This is a genomic window from Staphylococcus sp. mip270_02 (assembly GCF_054031535.1).
In genome coordinates this window covers 74,130-90,893 of sequence record NZ_CM132934.1, presented here as the reverse complement: position 1 = coordinate 90,893, position 16,764 = coordinate 74,130, and the positions used below count along the sequence as shown (strand labels likewise).

General features: G+C 31.7%; 15 protein-coding genes and 1 pseudogene. 9 read left to right on the top strand and 7 right to left on the bottom strand.

Annotated features, from left to right (window positions below; translation table 11 throughout):
• The first annotated feature begins 11 nt into the window (after window positions 1-11).
• On the top strand, window positions 12-1,478 hold the full coding sequence (gene guaB, locus ACW5YJ_RS00385; protein WP_107551585.1) for an IMP dehydrogenase: 1,467 nt from the start codon (window positions 12-14) through the stop codon (window positions 1,476-1,478).
• Between the two features lie 21 nt (window positions 1,479-1,499).
• Window positions 1,500-3,041, top strand: a complete 1,542-nt coding sequence (gene guaA, locus ACW5YJ_RS00380) for a glutamine-hydrolyzing GMP synthase (protein ID WP_017723341.1) — start codon at window positions 1,500-1,502, stop codon at window positions 3,039-3,041.
• 96 nt (window positions 3,042-3,137) lie between these two features.
• Here guaA and ACW5YJ_RS00375 read toward each other — a convergent pair whose 3' ends face one another.
• From ACW5YJ_RS00375 to ACW5YJ_RS00355, 5 genes and pseudogenes are all read right to left on the bottom strand, one after another.
• Window positions 3,138-3,677 carry an SA1002 family membrane protein gene (locus ACW5YJ_RS00375; RefSeq protein WP_017723340.1) on the bottom strand — a complete coding sequence of 180 codons (540 nt, stop codon included), beginning with the start codon at window positions 3,675-3,677 and terminating at the stop codon, window positions 3,138-3,140.
• A 1-nt stretch (window position 3,678) separates the two neighbouring features.
• Window positions 3,679-3,869 (bottom strand): annotated as a pseudogene (locus tag ACW5YJ_RS00370) (tyrosine-type recombinase/integrase); the annotation flags it as partial.
• A gap of 358 nt (window positions 3,870-4,227) precedes the next feature.
• Window positions 4,228-4,551 carry a hypothetical protein gene (locus tag ACW5YJ_RS00365; protein ID WP_457338315.1) on the bottom strand — a complete coding sequence of 108 codons (324 nt, stop codon included), beginning with the start codon at window positions 4,549-4,551 and terminating at the stop codon, window positions 4,228-4,230.
• Window positions 4,552-4,835: 284 nt separating this feature from the next.
• Entirely contained in the window at window positions 4,836-5,042 is a 207-nt protein-coding gene (locus tag ACW5YJ_RS00360) for a hypothetical protein (RefSeq protein ID WP_017723338.1), read from the bottom strand.
• A gap of 497 nt (window positions 5,043-5,539) precedes the next feature.
• Window positions 5,540-5,707 (bottom strand): hypothetical protein, encoded by a 168-nt coding sequence (locus tag ACW5YJ_RS00355; protein WP_155115742.1) that lies wholly within the window; start codon window positions 5,705-5,707, stop codon window positions 5,540-5,542.
• Window positions 5,708-6,470: 763 nt separating this feature from the next.
• On the opposite strand from ACW5YJ_RS00355, the gene ACW5YJ_RS00350 reads away from it, so the two are divergent.
• The 4 genes from ACW5YJ_RS00350 (at window position 6,471) to cspD (ending at window position 9,139) form a co-directional block, all read left to right on the top strand.
• The gene (locus ACW5YJ_RS00350) at window positions 6,471-7,745 is read left to right on the top strand and encodes a dicarboxylate/amino acid:cation symporter (protein WP_457338314.1); all 1,275 of its coding nucleotides are present in this window, start codon (window positions 6,471-6,473) and stop codon (window positions 7,743-7,745) included.
• Window positions 7,746-8,145: 400 nt separating this feature from the next.
• On the top strand, window positions 8,146-8,331 hold the full coding sequence (locus tag ACW5YJ_RS00345; RefSeq protein ID WP_153672088.1) for a hypothetical protein: 186 nt from the start codon (window positions 8,146-8,148) through the stop codon (window positions 8,329-8,331).
• Between the two features lie 42 nt (window positions 8,332-8,373).
• Complete coding sequence (locus tag ACW5YJ_RS00340; protein ID WP_017723333.1) at window positions 8,374-8,574, top strand: DUF5453 family protein; 201 nt, start codon at window positions 8,374-8,376, stop codon at window positions 8,572-8,574.
• A gap of 364 nt (window positions 8,575-8,938) precedes the next feature.
• Window positions 8,939-9,139, top strand: a complete 201-nt coding sequence (gene cspD / locus ACW5YJ_RS00335) for a cold-shock protein CspD (protein ID WP_011303913.1) — start codon at window positions 8,939-8,941, stop codon at window positions 9,137-9,139.
• Between the two features lie 288 nt (window positions 9,140-9,427).
• Here cspD and ACW5YJ_RS00330 read toward each other — a convergent pair whose 3' ends face one another.
• On the bottom strand, window positions 9,428-10,867 hold the full coding sequence (locus ACW5YJ_RS00330) for an MDR family MFS transporter (protein WP_457338313.1): 1,440 nt from the start codon (window positions 10,865-10,867) through the stop codon (window positions 9,428-9,430).
• A 379-nt stretch (window positions 10,868-11,246) separates the two neighbouring features.
• Between ACW5YJ_RS00330 and ACW5YJ_RS00325 the strand changes: the two genes are divergently transcribed.
• Window positions 11,247-11,759, top strand: coding sequence for a GrpB family protein (locus ACW5YJ_RS00325; protein ID WP_107552182.1), 513 nt, complete (start codon window positions 11,247-11,249; stop codon window positions 11,757-11,759).
• Between the two features lie 189 nt (window positions 11,760-11,948).
• Here the strand turns inward: ACW5YJ_RS00325 and ACW5YJ_RS00320 are convergent, their stop codons facing one another.
• Window positions 11,949-13,568, bottom strand: a complete 1,620-nt coding sequence (locus tag ACW5YJ_RS00320; protein WP_017723330.1) for a PucR family transcriptional regulator — start codon at window positions 13,566-13,568, stop codon at window positions 11,949-11,951.
• 315 nt (window positions 13,569-13,883) lie between these two features.
• On the opposite strand from ACW5YJ_RS00320, the gene allW reads away from it, so the two are divergent.
• Both allW and allB read left to right on the top strand, forming a co-directional pair.
• Window positions 13,884-15,374, top strand: a complete 1,491-nt coding sequence (gene allW, locus ACW5YJ_RS00315; protein ID WP_135092593.1) for an allantoin permease — start codon at window positions 13,884-13,886, stop codon at window positions 15,372-15,374.
• A complete protein-coding gene (gene allB, locus ACW5YJ_RS00310) occupies window positions 15,364-16,725 on the top strand; it encodes an allantoinase AllB (RefSeq protein WP_457338312.1) in 1,362 nt (453 codons plus the stop codon). Before allW ends, allB begins: the two co-directional genes overlap by 11 nt.
• Window positions 16,726-16,764 lie beyond the last annotated feature (39 nt).

Here is a 16,764-nt window from a genome sequence, read left to right as displayed (position 1 = left end):
GCTGTACAAGTATGTGGGAAAATAAATTTGAAAAAGAATCTTTAACTTTTGACGATGTGTTATTGTTACCAGCAGAATCAGATGTATTACCGAAAGAAGTGGACTTAAGTGTTCAATTATCAGAAGGTATTAAACTGAATATTCCAATCGTATCAGCAGGTATGGACACAGTTACAGAATCAAAAATGGCGATTTCAATGGCTAGACAAGGTGGACTTGGTGTCATTCATAAAAATATGAACATTGAAGATCAAGCCGATGAAGTTCAAAAAGTAAAACGTTCTGAAAATGGTGTCATCTCGAATCCATTTTATTTAACTCCAGAAGAAAGTGTTTTTGAAGCAGAAGCATTAATGGGTAAATATCGCATTTCAGGCGTGCCAATTGTTGATAGTAAAGAGACTAGACAATTTGTTGGTATCATTACAAACCGTGATTTACGTTTTATCGAAGACTTTTCAATTAAAATTTCAGATGTAATGACAAAAGATAACCTTGTTACAGCTCCTGTAGGTACGACATTAGAGGAAGCAGAGAAGTTATTACAACAACATAAAATTGAGAAACTTCCATTAGTTAAAGAAGGTCGTTTAGAAGGATTAATTACAATTAAAGATATTGAAAAAGTTCTTGAATTCCCTAATTCTGCTAAAGATGCACATGGTAGATTATTAGTAGGTGCAGCAATTGGTATTGCGAAAGATACTGATATCCGTGCACAAAAACTTGTTGAAGCTGGTGTAGATGCATTAGTTATCGATACAGCACACGGCCACTCTAAAGGTGTATTAGAACAAGTTACACATATTAAAAAAACATTCCCACAAGTTACTTTAATAGCAGGTAATGTTGCTACAGCTGAAGGTACAAAAGCTTTATATGAAGCGGGTGCTGACGTAGTTAAAGTTGGTATTGGTCCTGGTTCAATTTGTACAACTCGTGTTGTTGCAGGAGTTGGTGTTCCACAAATTACAGCTGTTTACGATTGTGCTACAGAAGCGCGCAAACATGGTAAAGCAATCATTGCAGATGGTGGTATTAAATTCTCAGGAGATATCATTAAAGCATTAGCTGCTGGTGGACATGCAGTTATGTTAGGTAGCTTACTCGCAGGCACTGAAGAAAGTCCAGGCGCAACTGAAGTGTTCCAAGGTAGACAATACAAAGTATATAGAGGCATGGGCTCATTAGGCGCAATGGAAAGTGGTTCAAATGACCGTTACTTCCAAGAAGATAAAGCACCTAAAAAATTCGTTCCAGAAGGTATTGAAGGTCGTATTGCTTACAAAGGTGCACTACAAGACACTATTTATCAACTTATGGGCGGCGTAAGATCTGGTATGGGTTATACTGGTTCTAAAAACTTAGAAGCATTAAGAGAAGAAGCTCAATTTACACGCATGGGACCTGCTGGTTTAGCGGAAAGCCATCCACATGATGTTCAAATTACAAAAGAATCACCAAATTATTCATTCTAAGTTAAAAGGAGATTTAAAGTTATGGAAATGGCGAAAGAGCAAGAGCTCATACTTGTTTTAGACTTTGGTAGCCAATACAATCAGTTAATTACACGACGTATTCGTGAAATGGGCGTATATAGTGAGTTACACGACCATGAGATTAGTATGGAAGAAATAAAACAATTGAACCCTAAAGGTATTATCCTTTCGGGTGGACCAAACTCAGTTTATGAAGAAGATTCGTTCACAATTGATCCAGAAATATACAATTTAGGAGTGCCGATTTTAGGTATTTGTTATGGTATGCAGTTGACGACTAAACTATTAGGCGGAAAAGTTGAACGTGCCAATGAACGTGAATATGGTAAAGCAATCATCAATGCTAAAACTGATGAATTATTCTTCGGTTTACCGGAAGAACAAAATGTTTGGATGAGTCATTCAGATAAAGTTATTGAGATTCCAGAAGGCTTTGAAGTTATTGCTGACAGCCCAAGCACAAATTATGCAGCGATTGAAGATAAATCTCGCCGTATTTATGGTGTACAATTCCACCCAGAAGTACGTCATACTGAATATGGTAATGACTTATTACGTAACTTTGTACGTCGCGTATGTGAATGTACTGGTGAATGGTCAATGGAAAACTTCATTGAAATCGAAGTTGAAAAAATCCGCAATCAAGTTGGCGACCGTAGAGTGTTATGTGCTATGAGTGGTGGAGTTGATTCATCTGTAGTAGCAGTATTGTTACACAAAGCAATTGGTGATCAACTTACATGTATCTTTGTAGATCATGGCTTATTACGTAAAGGTGAAGGCGACATGGTTATGGAGCAGTTCGGTGAAGGCTTCAACATGAATATTATTCGTGTAGATGCACAAGAACGTTTCATGAGTAAATTACAAGGCGTGTCAGACCCAGAACAAAAACGTAAAATCATCGGGAATGAGTTTATCTATGTCTTCGATGATGAAGCATCTAAATTAAAAGGTGTAGACTTCTTAGCGCAAGGTACACTTTATACAGATGTTATCGAGTCAGGCACAAAAACTGCTCAAACGATTAAATCACACCACAATGTAGGTGGTTTACCTGAAGATATGGAATTCCAGTTAATCGAACCTATTAATACACTATTCAAAGATGAAGTGCGCGAACTAGGTATCGAATTAGGTATTCCAGAGCACTTAGTTTGGAGACAACCATTCCCAGGTCCAGGTTTAGGTATCCGTGTCCTTGGAGAAATCACTGAAGACAAACTTGAAATTGTACGTGAATCTGATGCGATTTTAAGACAGGTTATCCGTGAGGAAGGTCTTGAACGTGAAATTTGGCAATACTTCACAGTATTACCAGGTATCCAATCAGTAGGTGTTATGGGAGATTACCGTACGTATGACCATACAGTTGGTATTCGTGCCGTAACCTCAATCGATGGCATGACAAGTGACTTCGCCCGTATCGACTGGGAAGTCTTACAAAAGATTTCAAGCCGTATCGTAAATGAAGTCGATCACGTTAACCGCGTTGTTTATGATATAACATCTAAACCGCCAAGTACAATCGAGTGGGAATAATAGTATAGAATGATGAAACCCCTTAAGTCTATGGCTTAAGGGGTTGTTTTTGTGGATTTGAAATTGTAAATAGGGCGAGTGTATTAAAATTTGCGCTTATTGTTGATTGTTTTCTTTAGATTGATGATCCTTGATATATACTTTAACCATAGCAATTGAAATCCAACTTACTAACAAAATTGGTAAGATTATAATATTCATCAAGCTCACATCAAGGGTAGCCGTTGAAATATTTAAATGTTTTAATTCACGAATTGTATCGCCTGAAGAAGTGAAGAATTGATACAAAGTAAAAAATATAGTTGTCCACTGAATATAATACTCAATAACCATGATTAAGAGTTCATTATAACTATTTATTTTCATGATAAGTCTTACTAAATAATAATTCATTAAACCTGATAGAAGTATGGTTATTAGTCCGAGTATAAATATACTACTTCCGTCATCTAGTATAATGGCAAATAGGTAGTAAGTAATCAAAGCTGATATAGTTATAGATAATAAGGCGCTTATAACCATAAATACTGCGGAAGTAAATGCTTTTAGAAATAATAGCTTGTCTCTATGTTTGCCTGATAAAAAGCCAGTTAGTAAAAATAATATTAAAATAGTTAGAACGTTTAACCAAACCATTTTAGTTACCTACTTTCTCTAGTTTATTCATCATATTTTTATCCATCTGTTCAGTGACATGGCTATATATATGTAATGTTGTCTTATGGTCTAGTATGTCCCACGCACTCCATTATAGCCTTAAGTGATTTAAAACATGATATGGCTATGTCTCATTGTATGGCTTGTGATGTGCTTCTCTATGCCAATGCTATTTGCAAATGATTGTATATAACTAATACTTAAACTAAGATACTGTTAAATCAACATTTTGATGTTTAACAAGCACTAAGAGTATATACATAAAATATCCATGACTTAACCACGCCTTTTATAAAGTATTATTTTCAAAGTGATTGAGTGTATATTGACACTTGTATGATTATTTATGCAAAATCAAAATCAGATTTTAATAAAAATATTGTTACCTATTTAATTCATAAGGTTAATTAAGTTTTCGAATTAAATATTTTCAAAAAATGGTGTAGTACCGTTATAAAAACTAAACTACACTGCTTTTTGTTTTTATAAACTTTTTTGATTATAAAATAGTCTGCATTATCTTTTAGAGTTATATTTTCTTTTTACATAAAAATAGTTCAATAACTCCCAACAAAATGATAGCTAAAAGGTATACTAATTCAGAGTAATCTTTTGCCAAGCTATTATTATGCCAATAACCAAAATATTTCATGATTATATTTAAAAGTAAGAAATATACAAACCATACAAAAGTTCTTGCGAAAATTTCAATAATCATTGATTGTTGCTGAGTGTTAAACGAATTTTTCTTGTTTTTACGCCCGGTAGTTTCGGAAGGCAAGTAGCGAATTGCCAAAGATGTCCATAAAGCACTAAATATAAAAATGATAGTAAAAAATGCAAAAGTCTTCAAAACAATACCCTCCAGTGAGTCATTATTGATTTAATAATCATCTTCATTATTTTATGATTTTTAGTTCATTTTAAACTGATTAAAGCGAATATGTATTAATTTACTGCTAAATTTCTTCATTAATAACGTTCTTCAAAACCACAGAACAGGCATACAAGAAATGCAATAAAAACGGCGGGTACAAAGATTGAACAAATTAGTAAAGGTATAGCCATGAGTATATAGTTATAGTCATATTTGTATTTACTGAAGTTCACGATTTCACTCGCCAAGATAAAAGTAATTTATTTTTTATTATGTTCTTCTATAGTAATGCCTTCTTTTCTTACTTTTTTACTATTTTCTCTTATTAGTAATACAGTATTAGTAATAAATACGACTGCCAATATTATTGATAAAGTTAATCCTCCTATATCTGTGTTATTAAAGATGATTAATACAATCATAAGTACAATGTTAATAATGTGATGTACATACATAGCTTTTGTCATTTGTAATACTCCTTAAAGTTTGTTGTTTTTTAATGTAAAACATATTGATGTTATATTTAAAAACTCTCTAAATGATACGTAAAACATCACATAATATTCTTCATCTAATATAAGGTTAGCAAAAATAGATATGGATTAATAGCTTTCACCAAAACAATATGTTATTTTTAAAATTTTTATGTAGTAAAGTAACTTATTCCAATATTTTGCGTTTAAAATATTCATCATTCACTAGTAAATAAAGGGACGATAGTAGAGCAAAAAAATGTTGATGAGAAAGATGTTCCTAAATCAGTTAAAGATAATTTTAACCAGTGATACAATTTTATTGTGAAATATTATGTGTAACTACTAGTGATGAACAAATATATTTGGAAAAATATTACTGCAATATATAATTAAAAGGCATGAATACGGAATCAAACTAGCAATTTAGTTTCGTGTTTCATGCCTTTTATGTAGTTCAGTTTTAGCAATATGAATAAAAATAATTTAAATTACATTTTTACTTTATCTTGATATAAAATCCCTACACCATAACTACTAGAGCCGATAGCATAATCGAATTTAATGATTTCAATATATGGATTTTCCTCTAAAAACGCATTGACCTTTTTATTTAATCCTTTTTCTGTTACTGCACTGATATTTATAATTTGCATCATAGCACGTTCCTTTTTAAAATAGTTGATTGTTTATACTAAGTTATTGATAAGTAGCTACTTTAGTTATGTAAAATGAGGTATGTTCAATTGCACTTATGCTTTTTAAAAAAGTGTAGAAAAGCAAAGTATATAGAGACGAGAAAATCATTAAACTAATTATAGCTAATATAACAGTATATTTTTTTGGGGGGACGGCCTCTAGATTTATGTCTTGCCATTATGACTTCTCCTTTTTTGTAAAAATTTTTATGAAACATTAATGTTTTTTAGTGTGGACAATATATTCAAAGTATAATTTTATATTATCAAAGAATACGATGGTTGTGGACGTAGGTTTTCATAAAAGCAAAAGAGGCTTTAGCGTATGGCTATAATATTAGGTTATTGATAAAACGAGCTAGTGTAATTTAGAGTATATAAAAATAATGAAGATGTATTGTAAAATGACGCATATTAAAATAAATGACACTAATTTCGTATGCAAAAAAGCTGTTTTTGACAAATTTGTGTATAATGTAGAAAACGTTTTCTTATTATGATTTTGTAACCTTTGAAGGCCTACGGGTATGAGGATGAAGGCGAATTATTTTTTAACTAAAATATACAAATTTCTGATATAATAGCTTAGTTATACAAAAATCATAAATAATTTTTAGAATCATGTAAATTTAATATATGAGTGGAATTTTCTTTGTGATAAACTGTATTTTGTAGAAAACTAGCATTTATGCAAATGTTAGCTTAGATAAGGGGATGAACAAGAGTGAGAGTAATTAAAAGAATAAACCTACCGACGCAAATTATCATAGCATTGGTATTAGGGGTAATTTTAGGTAGTATCTTACATGGAAATAAAGATGTAATTAACTATATACAACCATTCGGTGATGTATTTATAAATTTAATTAAAATGTTAGTAGTACCTATTGTATTTTGTTCTTTAGCACTATCTATTTCAAATGTTGGAGATACAAAAACGATTGGACGCTATGGCGGTAAAACATTATTATATTTTGTTATTATGACAAATTTTGCAATTTTTATGGGGTTAATATTTGGTAATTTATTTAAACCAGGTCAAGGACTGAATCCCGATTTATTACCTAAAGGTGATATTTCAAAATATGAATCAACTGCTAAGGCTGCAGAAAGCTCTACATATGGAAATCATTTAATCGATACAATTGTTAATATTATACCGACTAACGTAGTTGAAGCATTTGGATCTGGAGAACTTTTACCGGTCATATTCTTCTCAGTATTTTTCGGTTTGGCGTTAGCTGCTATTGGACAAAAAGCACAACCTGTTAAAGACTTTTTAGGTGGCGCATTAGAAGCAGTATTCTGGATGATTGGTAAAGTATTATTATTAGCACCAATTGCAGTATTTGCATTTATTACTACAACGATTATTACTTTTGGATTATCAGCATTAATTCCACTGTTCAAATTATGTTTAACAGTAGTTATTGCTATGCTTTTCTTTATTTTCATTGTATTAGGCATTGTTTCGAGAATTTGTGGAGTGAGAATTACGCAAATCATCAAGTTGTTGAAAAATGATTTAATGCTTGCGTTTTCAACTGCAAGTTCAGAAGCAGTATTACCAACAGTTATGAAAAAAATGGAAAGATTTGGTGTACCTAGAGATATCGCATCCTTTGTGTTACCAACTGGTTATTCGTTTAACCTTGATGGTGCGGCCATGTATCAATCTATTGCGGCACTATTTGTTGCACAATTATACGGTGTTGACTTAAGTATTGGTGAACAAATCATCTTAATGGTTACATTGATGCTTACATCAAAAGGTATGGCTGGTGTGCCAGGAGCTTCGATCGTAGTGTTATTAACAACATTAGGCTCGGTTGGATTAAATCCACAAGGTTTAGCACTTATTATAGGTGTAGACAGAATTTTAGAAATGCTTAGAACATGTGTTAACGTATTAGGAAACTCTGTAGCTACAATCTTTATTGCTAAAACAGAAGGTGTTTACGATAAAAAAGAAGGCGAAGAGTATCTGAAGACAATATAGAAAACGCCCCCTCCTTTACAGAGTGTAAGGGAGGGTATTTTTATGCAATTTTTAAAATTAGATACTGTTTATATTAAAAATAAGTGTATGTTAGAAGTATATAAAAAAGCGTAACCATAATGATGTTTAATAAAAACATGAAACGAAATTGTTTTCCGTTCATAGGGGAAGTCCGTTCTTTATATGCTTTTTTATTTACATTTTGATGTGTTTGTACCGTGTTATTCCAAGATATTATACTAACAAAGATTATACCTACTAGAATTTTAAGAGTAAGATTCAATGTATGTCTCTCCTTAAGTCAACTATTTTTTATAAAAAATAAATTGTGTTATGATTTCTTATAAGATAACACAAATTCAGATCTTCAAAAATATTATTAAGTAAAAGGTGCGATAATATGCAACAAAAAAATAAATTAGATATTGGTTTTGTAATTTCTAGTTTTATCAATATTGTTTTAGCACTGTTAGTAGCTTTTGGTATATCTACATTTAGCCAAACTATACTTATTGTATTTGCGTTGATTACGATGGTAAATGCTATTTATTTACTATATAAGGCATTCTATATATTTAAAGAATGAAGAACTTAACAATTAGCCAATCGCTAGGAGGAGTTACATATTATGGCAATTACATTATTGATTATTGTATTTTTAATAAATATGGTAGGAGCATTATATTTATTAATGAAACTTTTGAAATTAAAAAAAGAGCAGGCTCCTGATCGTGAATATAAAAGAATGATAGATCGTATGTCCCCTTACTTGTGGTCATCACTCATCATATCTGTTATTTTATTCATCATCGCGTTAATTGTTGGTTGATTTTAAAGTTTTGAAAAGGGAATAATGTGATACTGTATTTTTTTAAGAATAGATTATTTTAAAAGTAGAACGCTATTATTTTAGGTGATGTGCGTTATGAAATTTAAGGTTGTATGTTGAATTATTATCTATAAACAAGAATAAAAATAAATAGAACAATACACTATATCGTTACTAAAAATTAAATTAATAAACTAATTTACGGTTTAGGGTGTACAAATGAATGATTACTCGTTATAATAGGTATTAAGTAATTTAGTTCGTGAAATTGATTTGTAGAGTTATTCTTTTGAATTTACTCCTTTTGATTTTTTAAGACAGATTACAAATATTCGTGCAAAAGCACATATGGAGGAATTTAATTATGAATAACGGTACAGTTAAATGGTTTAATGCAGAAAAAGGTTTCGGTTTCATCGAAGTTGAAGGTGGAAACGACGTATTCGTACACTTCTCAGCAATCGCTCAAGAAGGTTACAAATCATTAGAAGAAGGACAAGCTGTTGAATTCGAAATCGTTGAAGGCGACCGCGGTCCTCAAGCAGCTAACGTTGTTAAATTATAATAACGGCTGAAAGACGAGTATAACTCGTCTTTTTTTTATGCAAATTTAAATAAGAAATACGACATTCCCCCCTTAACGCATAGATTGATGTGTTGGGGGGATTTTTTATGATGAGTTATTTTCAACGAAAATATATAATCTTAAGATACATATTCAAAGGTAACTCAATTATTTTTAGAAAAAGCGATAGAATCTTGTCATTAAGTATAAATTAATAAAATACAAAAAGGGAGCGAACATATGAAGTTAAAAGTTAAAATCATATGCTCGCTCCTTTAATTATTCCAGTTATAATTCTCGACTATTGATAGTTTCTTTTTTAGTACGAATCATCAACATTAGGATGAAACCAATAATCATTAGAATTGTTGTGAAAGCAAATGCAGCGTCTACACCGAGTACGGTAGCGTGTTGCATTATTTCAGTTTTTGTTTGACTACCATTAGCATTTTCTACGTAGTTTGATCTAACAATAGTTAAAATTGTAATCATAATAGCAGTACCTATCGCACCAGCTATAATTCTTAATGAATTAATAATAGCAGTACCGTGTGAGATGTTTTTAGTTTCTAATGCATTAATACCAATTGTGTTTAACGGCATTATAATTAATGCAACAGCAAACATTCTGACTGCATAGATGACAACAATATACCAATAAGGTGTTTCTGTAGTTAAGAAACAATGTAGAATGGTCATAATAATTAATAAGATAAATCCAGGAACAGCCAATATCTTCAGTCCATATTTATCATAAATTTTACCCGTATATACAGACATAAATGCATTGACCACAGCTCCAGGTAAGATGACTAAACCTGAAAGTATTGCTGTTAAACCTAGTCCTGATTGAATATACATGGGTATCAATAATGCAGGACCTACAATACCAATAAATAGAACCATTGAAGCGAATGCAGACAATGAAAATGTTCTGTTTGCAAACACGCGCATATTTAATAATGGATTGTCTATTCTAATTTGTCTCAAGACAAAGATACCGACAATGATAAGCCCGACTATTAATGAAATGATAACAATTGGTGAAGTAAATCCAAGATTACCAGCACTACTAAAGCCATAAAGCATTAGTCCGAAACCAAATGTAGAATATATCACTGAAGTCTTATCTAATTCAGTGTGTTTAGTTTCATTGTTACTTTCTACAAAAATGATACCAATAATAAATGCGATTATAGCGATTACTGCTACTACTATAAATGGTGCTCTCCAACTAAATGTATCAATTAGAAAACCAGTTAAAGTAGGGCCAATCGCTGGTGCTGATTGCGCAACAATTCCTGTAAGCCCCATGGCAAATCCACGCTTTTCAGCTGGAAAGAGGGTGAAGACAGTGAATTGCATTAATGGTAACAAGATACCTGCACCTATAGCTTGAATCACTCGTGCAAACATTAATAAACCAAATGTCGGCGAAAGTGCAGCTATAATAGAACCAAGTAAGAACGTACTCATTGAAAAAATATAGAGTGATCTTGTATGGAAGCGGTCCATGAGGAAAGCTGTCGTAGGAATCATAATTCCATTAACAAGCATAAATCCTGTGATGAGCCACTGAGCAGTCGTTTCAGTTATTTCTAAGCCATTAATGATGGCTGGCAATGCTGTGTTGAGCAATGTTTGGTTAAGCATTGCAACAAAGGCACTACTGAGCATAACTAAAATAATTGTGTTTCTTTTTTTATTCGATATTCCATTCTCCGACATTTCAATTACATCTCCTTTTATAACATCCCAACGATAAATTTTAATCCTTTTAAGTTAGCAAAGCAAACCATTAGGTTTAAAAATCTAATATTAAAAGCAATAACTTTAAAAAAATAATTATGTAAATATGAAGTTGATTGAATGTAATTAGTATAATGAATGGAAACAAAATTCATATATAGAATTAAATTGAATTTAATATAGAAAATATAATTACATTGTTGAGTGAAATGTGAAAGTGACTTTATCTGTTGGATTAAAATAAATTTGTAACTGCCAATTTTAAAGATATAATTTAATTTAAAAGAATAGAGCGGTTTTAAGAGATGATGGAAGTGTTACAATGCATTCTTTAAATATATTGGGGAAGGTGAATACGATGGAAATTGAAGTACAGCTTTATCAAAAACAGTGGCCGATTTTATTTGAAATTGAGAAATCTAACATCAAAGCTATTTTAAGTGAAGAAGTCATTAAAATACATCATATTGGGAGTACTGCTGTTGAAAATTTAAAAGCTAAACCTATTATTGATATGTTAGTAGTAGTAAATAAAATAGAAAAAATTGATGACTACAATGAAGTGTTGATGAGTTTGGGTTATACATCATTGGGGGAAAATGGGATTACAGGTAGAAGGTTTTTTATAAAGGGTGAAAATCCACGTACACATCATATTCATATATTTCAACAGGATAAAATATATGAGATTACCCGTCATATAGCGGTAAGGGATTATTTACGTAAATTTGAAAAGATTGCTCGTGAATATGAACAATTAAAAGAACAATTAGCTCAACATTTTCCTGATGATAGGCAAAATTATTGTGACGGGAAAGAGCCCTTTATGAAAAAATTAGAACAAGATGCATTAACTTGGTATTTGAATTAATTTAAAGTCCCACTTCTCTAAAGAAGCACTTCGTAATTTATTAAGTGAGTGCATCTTACACCTGAGTACTTACTCAGGTGTTCCGCTTTTAAGAGTTAGTGGGACTTATATATGAGCGCAAACTCAGGTAGATCTTTTAAAAATTTGATTTCTACTCCACTTCTTTATTTAAAATAATTTTATAGGAGTTTAATCAAATTGAGTGATATCGGAAACGTATAAAGCGATACGAATGTTTAATGAATGCATTGGATCTTCAATATTCACTCCGATTAAATTGCTACATTTATTAATTCTATATTTAACTGTATTACGGTGAATATATATCTTTTCTGCAGTTTTAGTTATATCGCACTGGTTATCCATATAGACTTGTAATGTTTGTTTTAATTCTAAGTCTTTTTTAGTTTTAGGGTAACTCAATGGGCCTAAAGTATGTTTTATAAAAGGACGTAATTTCTCTTTTGGTATTAACTGTAAAAGTTCTTTAATATCTTTGGAATGATAATAAGAGATGAAGTTTTCTTTATCATTCATTAATCCATTGTCAAAGGCTTCATTAGCTTCAAAATATGACGAAGATATTTGTGTGAATTCTGTAACTTCATTGCCAATACCAAAAGAAATCGTACCTTCAAAATGTTCTCCATAACTATTTTGTAGACGTTTAAGATAGTCATAGTAATAGTCGTGACGATTTTGTAATAAAATAGCGAAGCGATTCGTACTTGGTATTTTATAAATACTAATATAATCATCAAGATCGGTAAACATATATTGAAGCCAGTGGAATGTTAACTGATACCTTTCATTAAGGTAATAACTATTCTCTAAGCTATTCGGTGAATCAATATCACAAATAATGATTTGATAATAATCAGAATCGAAAATATTATAGCGTTTCAGTAAGTCGTTATGCTTTTTAATTGAAAGTGTTTGATCGCTTTGATTATTAACAAGTGCTTCAAAAAAGCGATTAATGTCATTTTGTTCTGCTTCTTCGATTTTTGTGTTTTTGTATAATGCGAAACTCAATACGCTAACCACTTGTTCAATAGTTAACAAACTGAATGGATATGACAATTTATTGACTTGTGAAACCATTAAATAATACGGGAAGTAAGTATATCCTAAAACTTTGAAGATGACATGGTCTTTGTTTTCAAATACTTGTTTATTTTTATCATAAACAGTTGATTGTTGATAATGATTAAGAAAATAACTGATATGTTCATTAGTTAATTGTTTATTTTGCTCGTAATGATGACTTAATGCTTCTGGTGCTTTGAAAGGATCAAAAAGAATAATCGGTACACCAAGTAATTTACTCATTCGCTGAATCATTGTATTAATACTATAACCTTTGATAAGAAGCTGATTTAACTCTTGTTGAATGTGTAATGCGTAGTTTAATTTTCCAGTTTCTGAGTCTGAAATATAAGATGAAATTTGGTGTGTGATTTCACCTAAGTTCCAACTTTCTGGTATTTCTATTAAAGGGAATTCTAATTTATCTGCAAAATCTATAACCTCTTTATCTATCTCATGTAAAAACCTCGAAACTTTTATGCCGAGACCAGCTGTATTAATATCATGCAAGTCTTTAATTAACCTTTTTAAATCTTCTTGGTTGTCTTGAAATAATACGCCAGTTGTTAGGATAAAAGCATTTTGAGAAGTAAAATGCTTAATATCATTATTTTCAGTAATATCTAAGCTTGAAACTTCTGATGATAAATCCCCGTTTTTGTTAATCAGTTCTAACTTTTTAAACTGAGGAACGGACAAAATTTCGTTAAGTGTAGTCATGGTTTAATCCTCCGTTTCCGTCTTCTTGTATTATGAGTCATACTATTATATTTTACGAACAAATATAAGTTCATTTGTATATTTATTAATCTAATGGTATATTTATAAAAATCGTAAATACGTTTATAATTTTATAAATCTTATCAAAAATAATGTTATATAAAAATTATTATACACATATTTTGTTCGAAATATATAACTTTCTACTCAATATATGTCATTACTAACAAAGAAAAACGCTTACATTCGTAATAAAATGTAAATTAAAGATTGATTAAGATAGTTATAGCCTATTGAAGCAAAGGAGACAAACAGATGGGGACACAGGGGAATGAAACGGCTTATAATCAAGCTTTCTTTGAAAAGCGTGGTTATAATAAAGATATAATGCCTAAGACATCAGCTCAACGAAATAATTCAGCATTCAACTTTTTTACTTTATGGATGGGTGCTGTTCATAATATACCTAACTATACAGCAGTAGGTGGTTTTCTATTAATAGGTCTATCACCATTACAAGTCATATTTGCCTTGATTTTAAGTTCATTTGTTATTGCGCTATTACTCGTTTCAAATGGATATGCTGGTTCTAAATACGGAATACCTTTCGCAATGCAGTTACGAGATACATATGGAGATATCGGTGCTAAATTACCTGGTGTTTTACGTGGTGTTGTAGCTGGTATCGCATGGTTTGGTTTACAAACATTTGCTGGTTCTCAAGCGTTACTAATTTTATTAAATAAGATTTTCCCAGGATTTGAAAATATTGGAAGTGGCATTTCAATTCTAGGTATTTCGGTGCCAGGGTTAATTGCATTTTTAATCTTTTGGGCAATTAGTTTTGCAATTGGATTTGGTGGTGGTGACATATTGAATAAATTCACTGCTATTTTAAATCCGCTCATTTATATAGTATTTGGTGGTATGGCAATATGGGGCGTGACTGTTGCTGGCGGTTTCAGCAATATCATGAACTATGAAATATCAACAAAAACAGACGGTATTATATACCCAGCCATTTTATCATTTATTTTAATCTTCAACTCTTTATTAGGTGTTTGGGCTGGACCAGGTTCAAGTGTTTCTGATTTTACACAAAATGCAAAATCTACTAAAACACAAATTATTGGTCAGATTTCGGGCATAGTAGTTGCGCATGTGTTATTTGCGATTGCTAGTGTGTTTATTATCATTGGTGGTTCTATTTACTTAGGTCATCAAGAGTGGAATATTTTAACGATTATTAATGAATGGAGTAATTTCTGGGCGATCTTGATATCGACAGGGGTGTTATTAATGACAACCATTTCTACGAATGCAACGAGTAATATTATACCAGCTGCATATCAATTAAGTGCGTTATTACCTAAATGGATTAATTATAAACGTGGTGTAGTTATTGCTTCTGTATTAAGTGTTGTTATTATGCCCTGGAAAATGATGGAAAATGAGGATAGCATCTTTTTATTCTTAAATGCTATTGGTGCAATACTTGGTCCTGTTGCAGGTGTAATGATAGTACATTTCTACTTAGTATCTAAATGTCGTATTGATATTGATAAATTGTATTTTGATTTACATGATAAAGATATAAAAATAGAAAGAGTTAATATTTCTGCTTATATTGCAACGGTAGTAGGTGTGGTCATTTCATTGCTCGGATTCTTACCAGCATTTAAGGTTATTTCTGATTTTTCATGGTTTATTGGGTTCTTTATATCCAGTTTAGTTTATATCGTTTTACACTATTCAGTTAAATTATTTTCAAAAAAACAAGAAGGAGTGAACTATAATGAAATATGATTTAATTTTAAAAAATGGCTTAGTCATTTTAGAAGATAGTCAGCAAAATGTAGAAATCGGTGTTAAGGATGGCAAGATTGCTGCTATTGGACAAGATTTAGGTGAAGCTGAACAAGTTATTGATGCTCAGAACCAAATCGTATCACCAGGTATGGTAGACGCACATGTGCATATTACTGAACCAGGTGGCGGTTACCGTGATAGCTGGGAAGGTTATGTTACTGGCACCCGCGCAGCAGCAAAAGGTGGCGTAACATCATTTATCGAAATGCCTTTAAACCAAGTGCCTGCAACAACTGATCAAGCTTCTATTCAAGCAAAATTTGATGCTGGTAAAGATGAATTATCAGTTGATGTTGCAAGTTATGGTGGTTTAGTACCATATAATTTAAACGGTGGTATTCAAGAGTTAGATGAAGCGGGTGTCGTAGCATACAAAGCATTTTTAGCAACATGTGGCGATCGTTCAATAGAAGGTGACTTTGAAAATGTGGATGATTATTCATTATATGAAGGTATGAAACAAATTGCTAAAACTGGTAAATTACTTTCTATTCATGCTGAAAATGCAACAATCACCGACCGTTTAGGTGAAATTGCTAAGGCTAGCGGTGAAACAACTTTAAGCGCGTATGTCGATAGTAGGCCAGTATTTACTGAGGTGGAGCCAATTCGTAAGATTATCTTATTCGCAAAAGAAACTGGTTGTCGTGTACATATTGTACATGTTGCTTGTGAAGAAGGTGTAGATGAAATTATCAAAGCTCAACAAGAAGGTGTAGATATTTCATGTGAAACATGTACACATTATCTTTATTTCTACAAGGAAGAATTAGATGACATTGGCCCAGTCGTAAAATGTTCTCCGCCAATCAGAGAAAAATCACGCTTAGAAGGTATGTGGAATCGCGTGCTAACTGGTGATATTGGATTTGTTACTTCCGACCACTCTCCTTGTACACCTGACTTAAAAGATACAGATAATGCTTTTGAAGCATGGGGAGGTATAGCGGGGTTACAAAATAATGTCGATATTTTATTTGATGAAGGTGTCCAAAAACGTAATATGTCATTAAATAAATTTGCAGATATTATTGCTACAGCACCTGCCAAACGTTTTGGATTGGAATCAAAAGGTAGCATAGCTGTTGGAAAAGATGCAGATTTTGTATTAATCAAACCGAATGCATCATATACTTTAACAGCAGAAGATTTAGCATATCGTAATAAGATGAGCCCTTATATTGGTCGTGAAATTGGCGCGCAAGTAACACAAACTATTTTAAGAGGCGAAGAAATTTACAACCAAGAAACTGGTATTTCAGAAAAACGCATCGGACAATTTATATAATCTTAATAAAAAGGATGACTTCTATGCAATCATTGGTAG

Coding starts and splice junctions, on each gene's coding strand:
- ACW5YJ_RS00345 (WP_153672088.1), top strand. CDS start 8,146: ATGCAACAAAAAAATAAATTAGATATTGGTTTTGTAATTTCTAGTTTT.
- ACW5YJ_RS00375 (WP_017723340.1), bottom strand. CDS start 3,677: ATGGTTTGGTTAAACGTTCTAACTATTTTAATATTATTTTTACTAACT.
- ACW5YJ_RS00320 (WP_017723330.1), bottom strand. CDS start 13,568: ATGACTACACTTAACGAAATTTTGTCCGTTCCTCAGTTTAAAAAGTTA.
- ACW5YJ_RS00360 (WP_017723338.1), bottom strand. CDS start 5,042: ATGACAAAAGCTATGTATGTACATCACATTATTAACATTGTACTTATG.
- ACW5YJ_RS00330 (WP_457338313.1), bottom strand. CDS start 10,867: ATGTCGGAGAATGGAATATCGAATAAAAAAAGAAACACAATTATTTTA.
- allW (WP_135092593.1), top strand. CDS start 13,884: ATGGGGACACAGGGGAATGAAACGGCTTATAATCAAGCTTTCTTTGAA.
- guaB (WP_107551585.1), top strand. CDS start 12: ATGTGGGAAAATAAATTTGAAAAAGAATCTTTAACTTTTGACGATGTG.
- allB (WP_457338312.1), top strand. CDS start 15,364: ATGAAATATGATTTAATTTTAAAAAATGGCTTAGTCATTTTAGAAGAT.
- ACW5YJ_RS00355 (WP_155115742.1), bottom strand. CDS start 5,707: ATGATGCAAATTATAAATATCAGTGCAGTAACAGAAAAAGGATTAAAT.
- ACW5YJ_RS00340 (WP_017723333.1), top strand. CDS start 8,374: ATGGCAATTACATTATTGATTATTGTATTTTTAATAAATATGGTAGGA.
- guaA (WP_017723341.1), top strand. CDS start 1,500: ATGGAAATGGCGAAAGAGCAAGAGCTCATACTTGTTTTAGACTTTGGT.
- cspD (WP_011303913.1), top strand. CDS start 8,939: ATGAATAACGGTACAGTTAAATGGTTTAATGCAGAAAAAGGTTTCGGT.
- ACW5YJ_RS00325 (WP_107552182.1), top strand. CDS start 11,247: ATGGAAATTGAAGTACAGCTTTATCAAAAACAGTGGCCGATTTTATTT.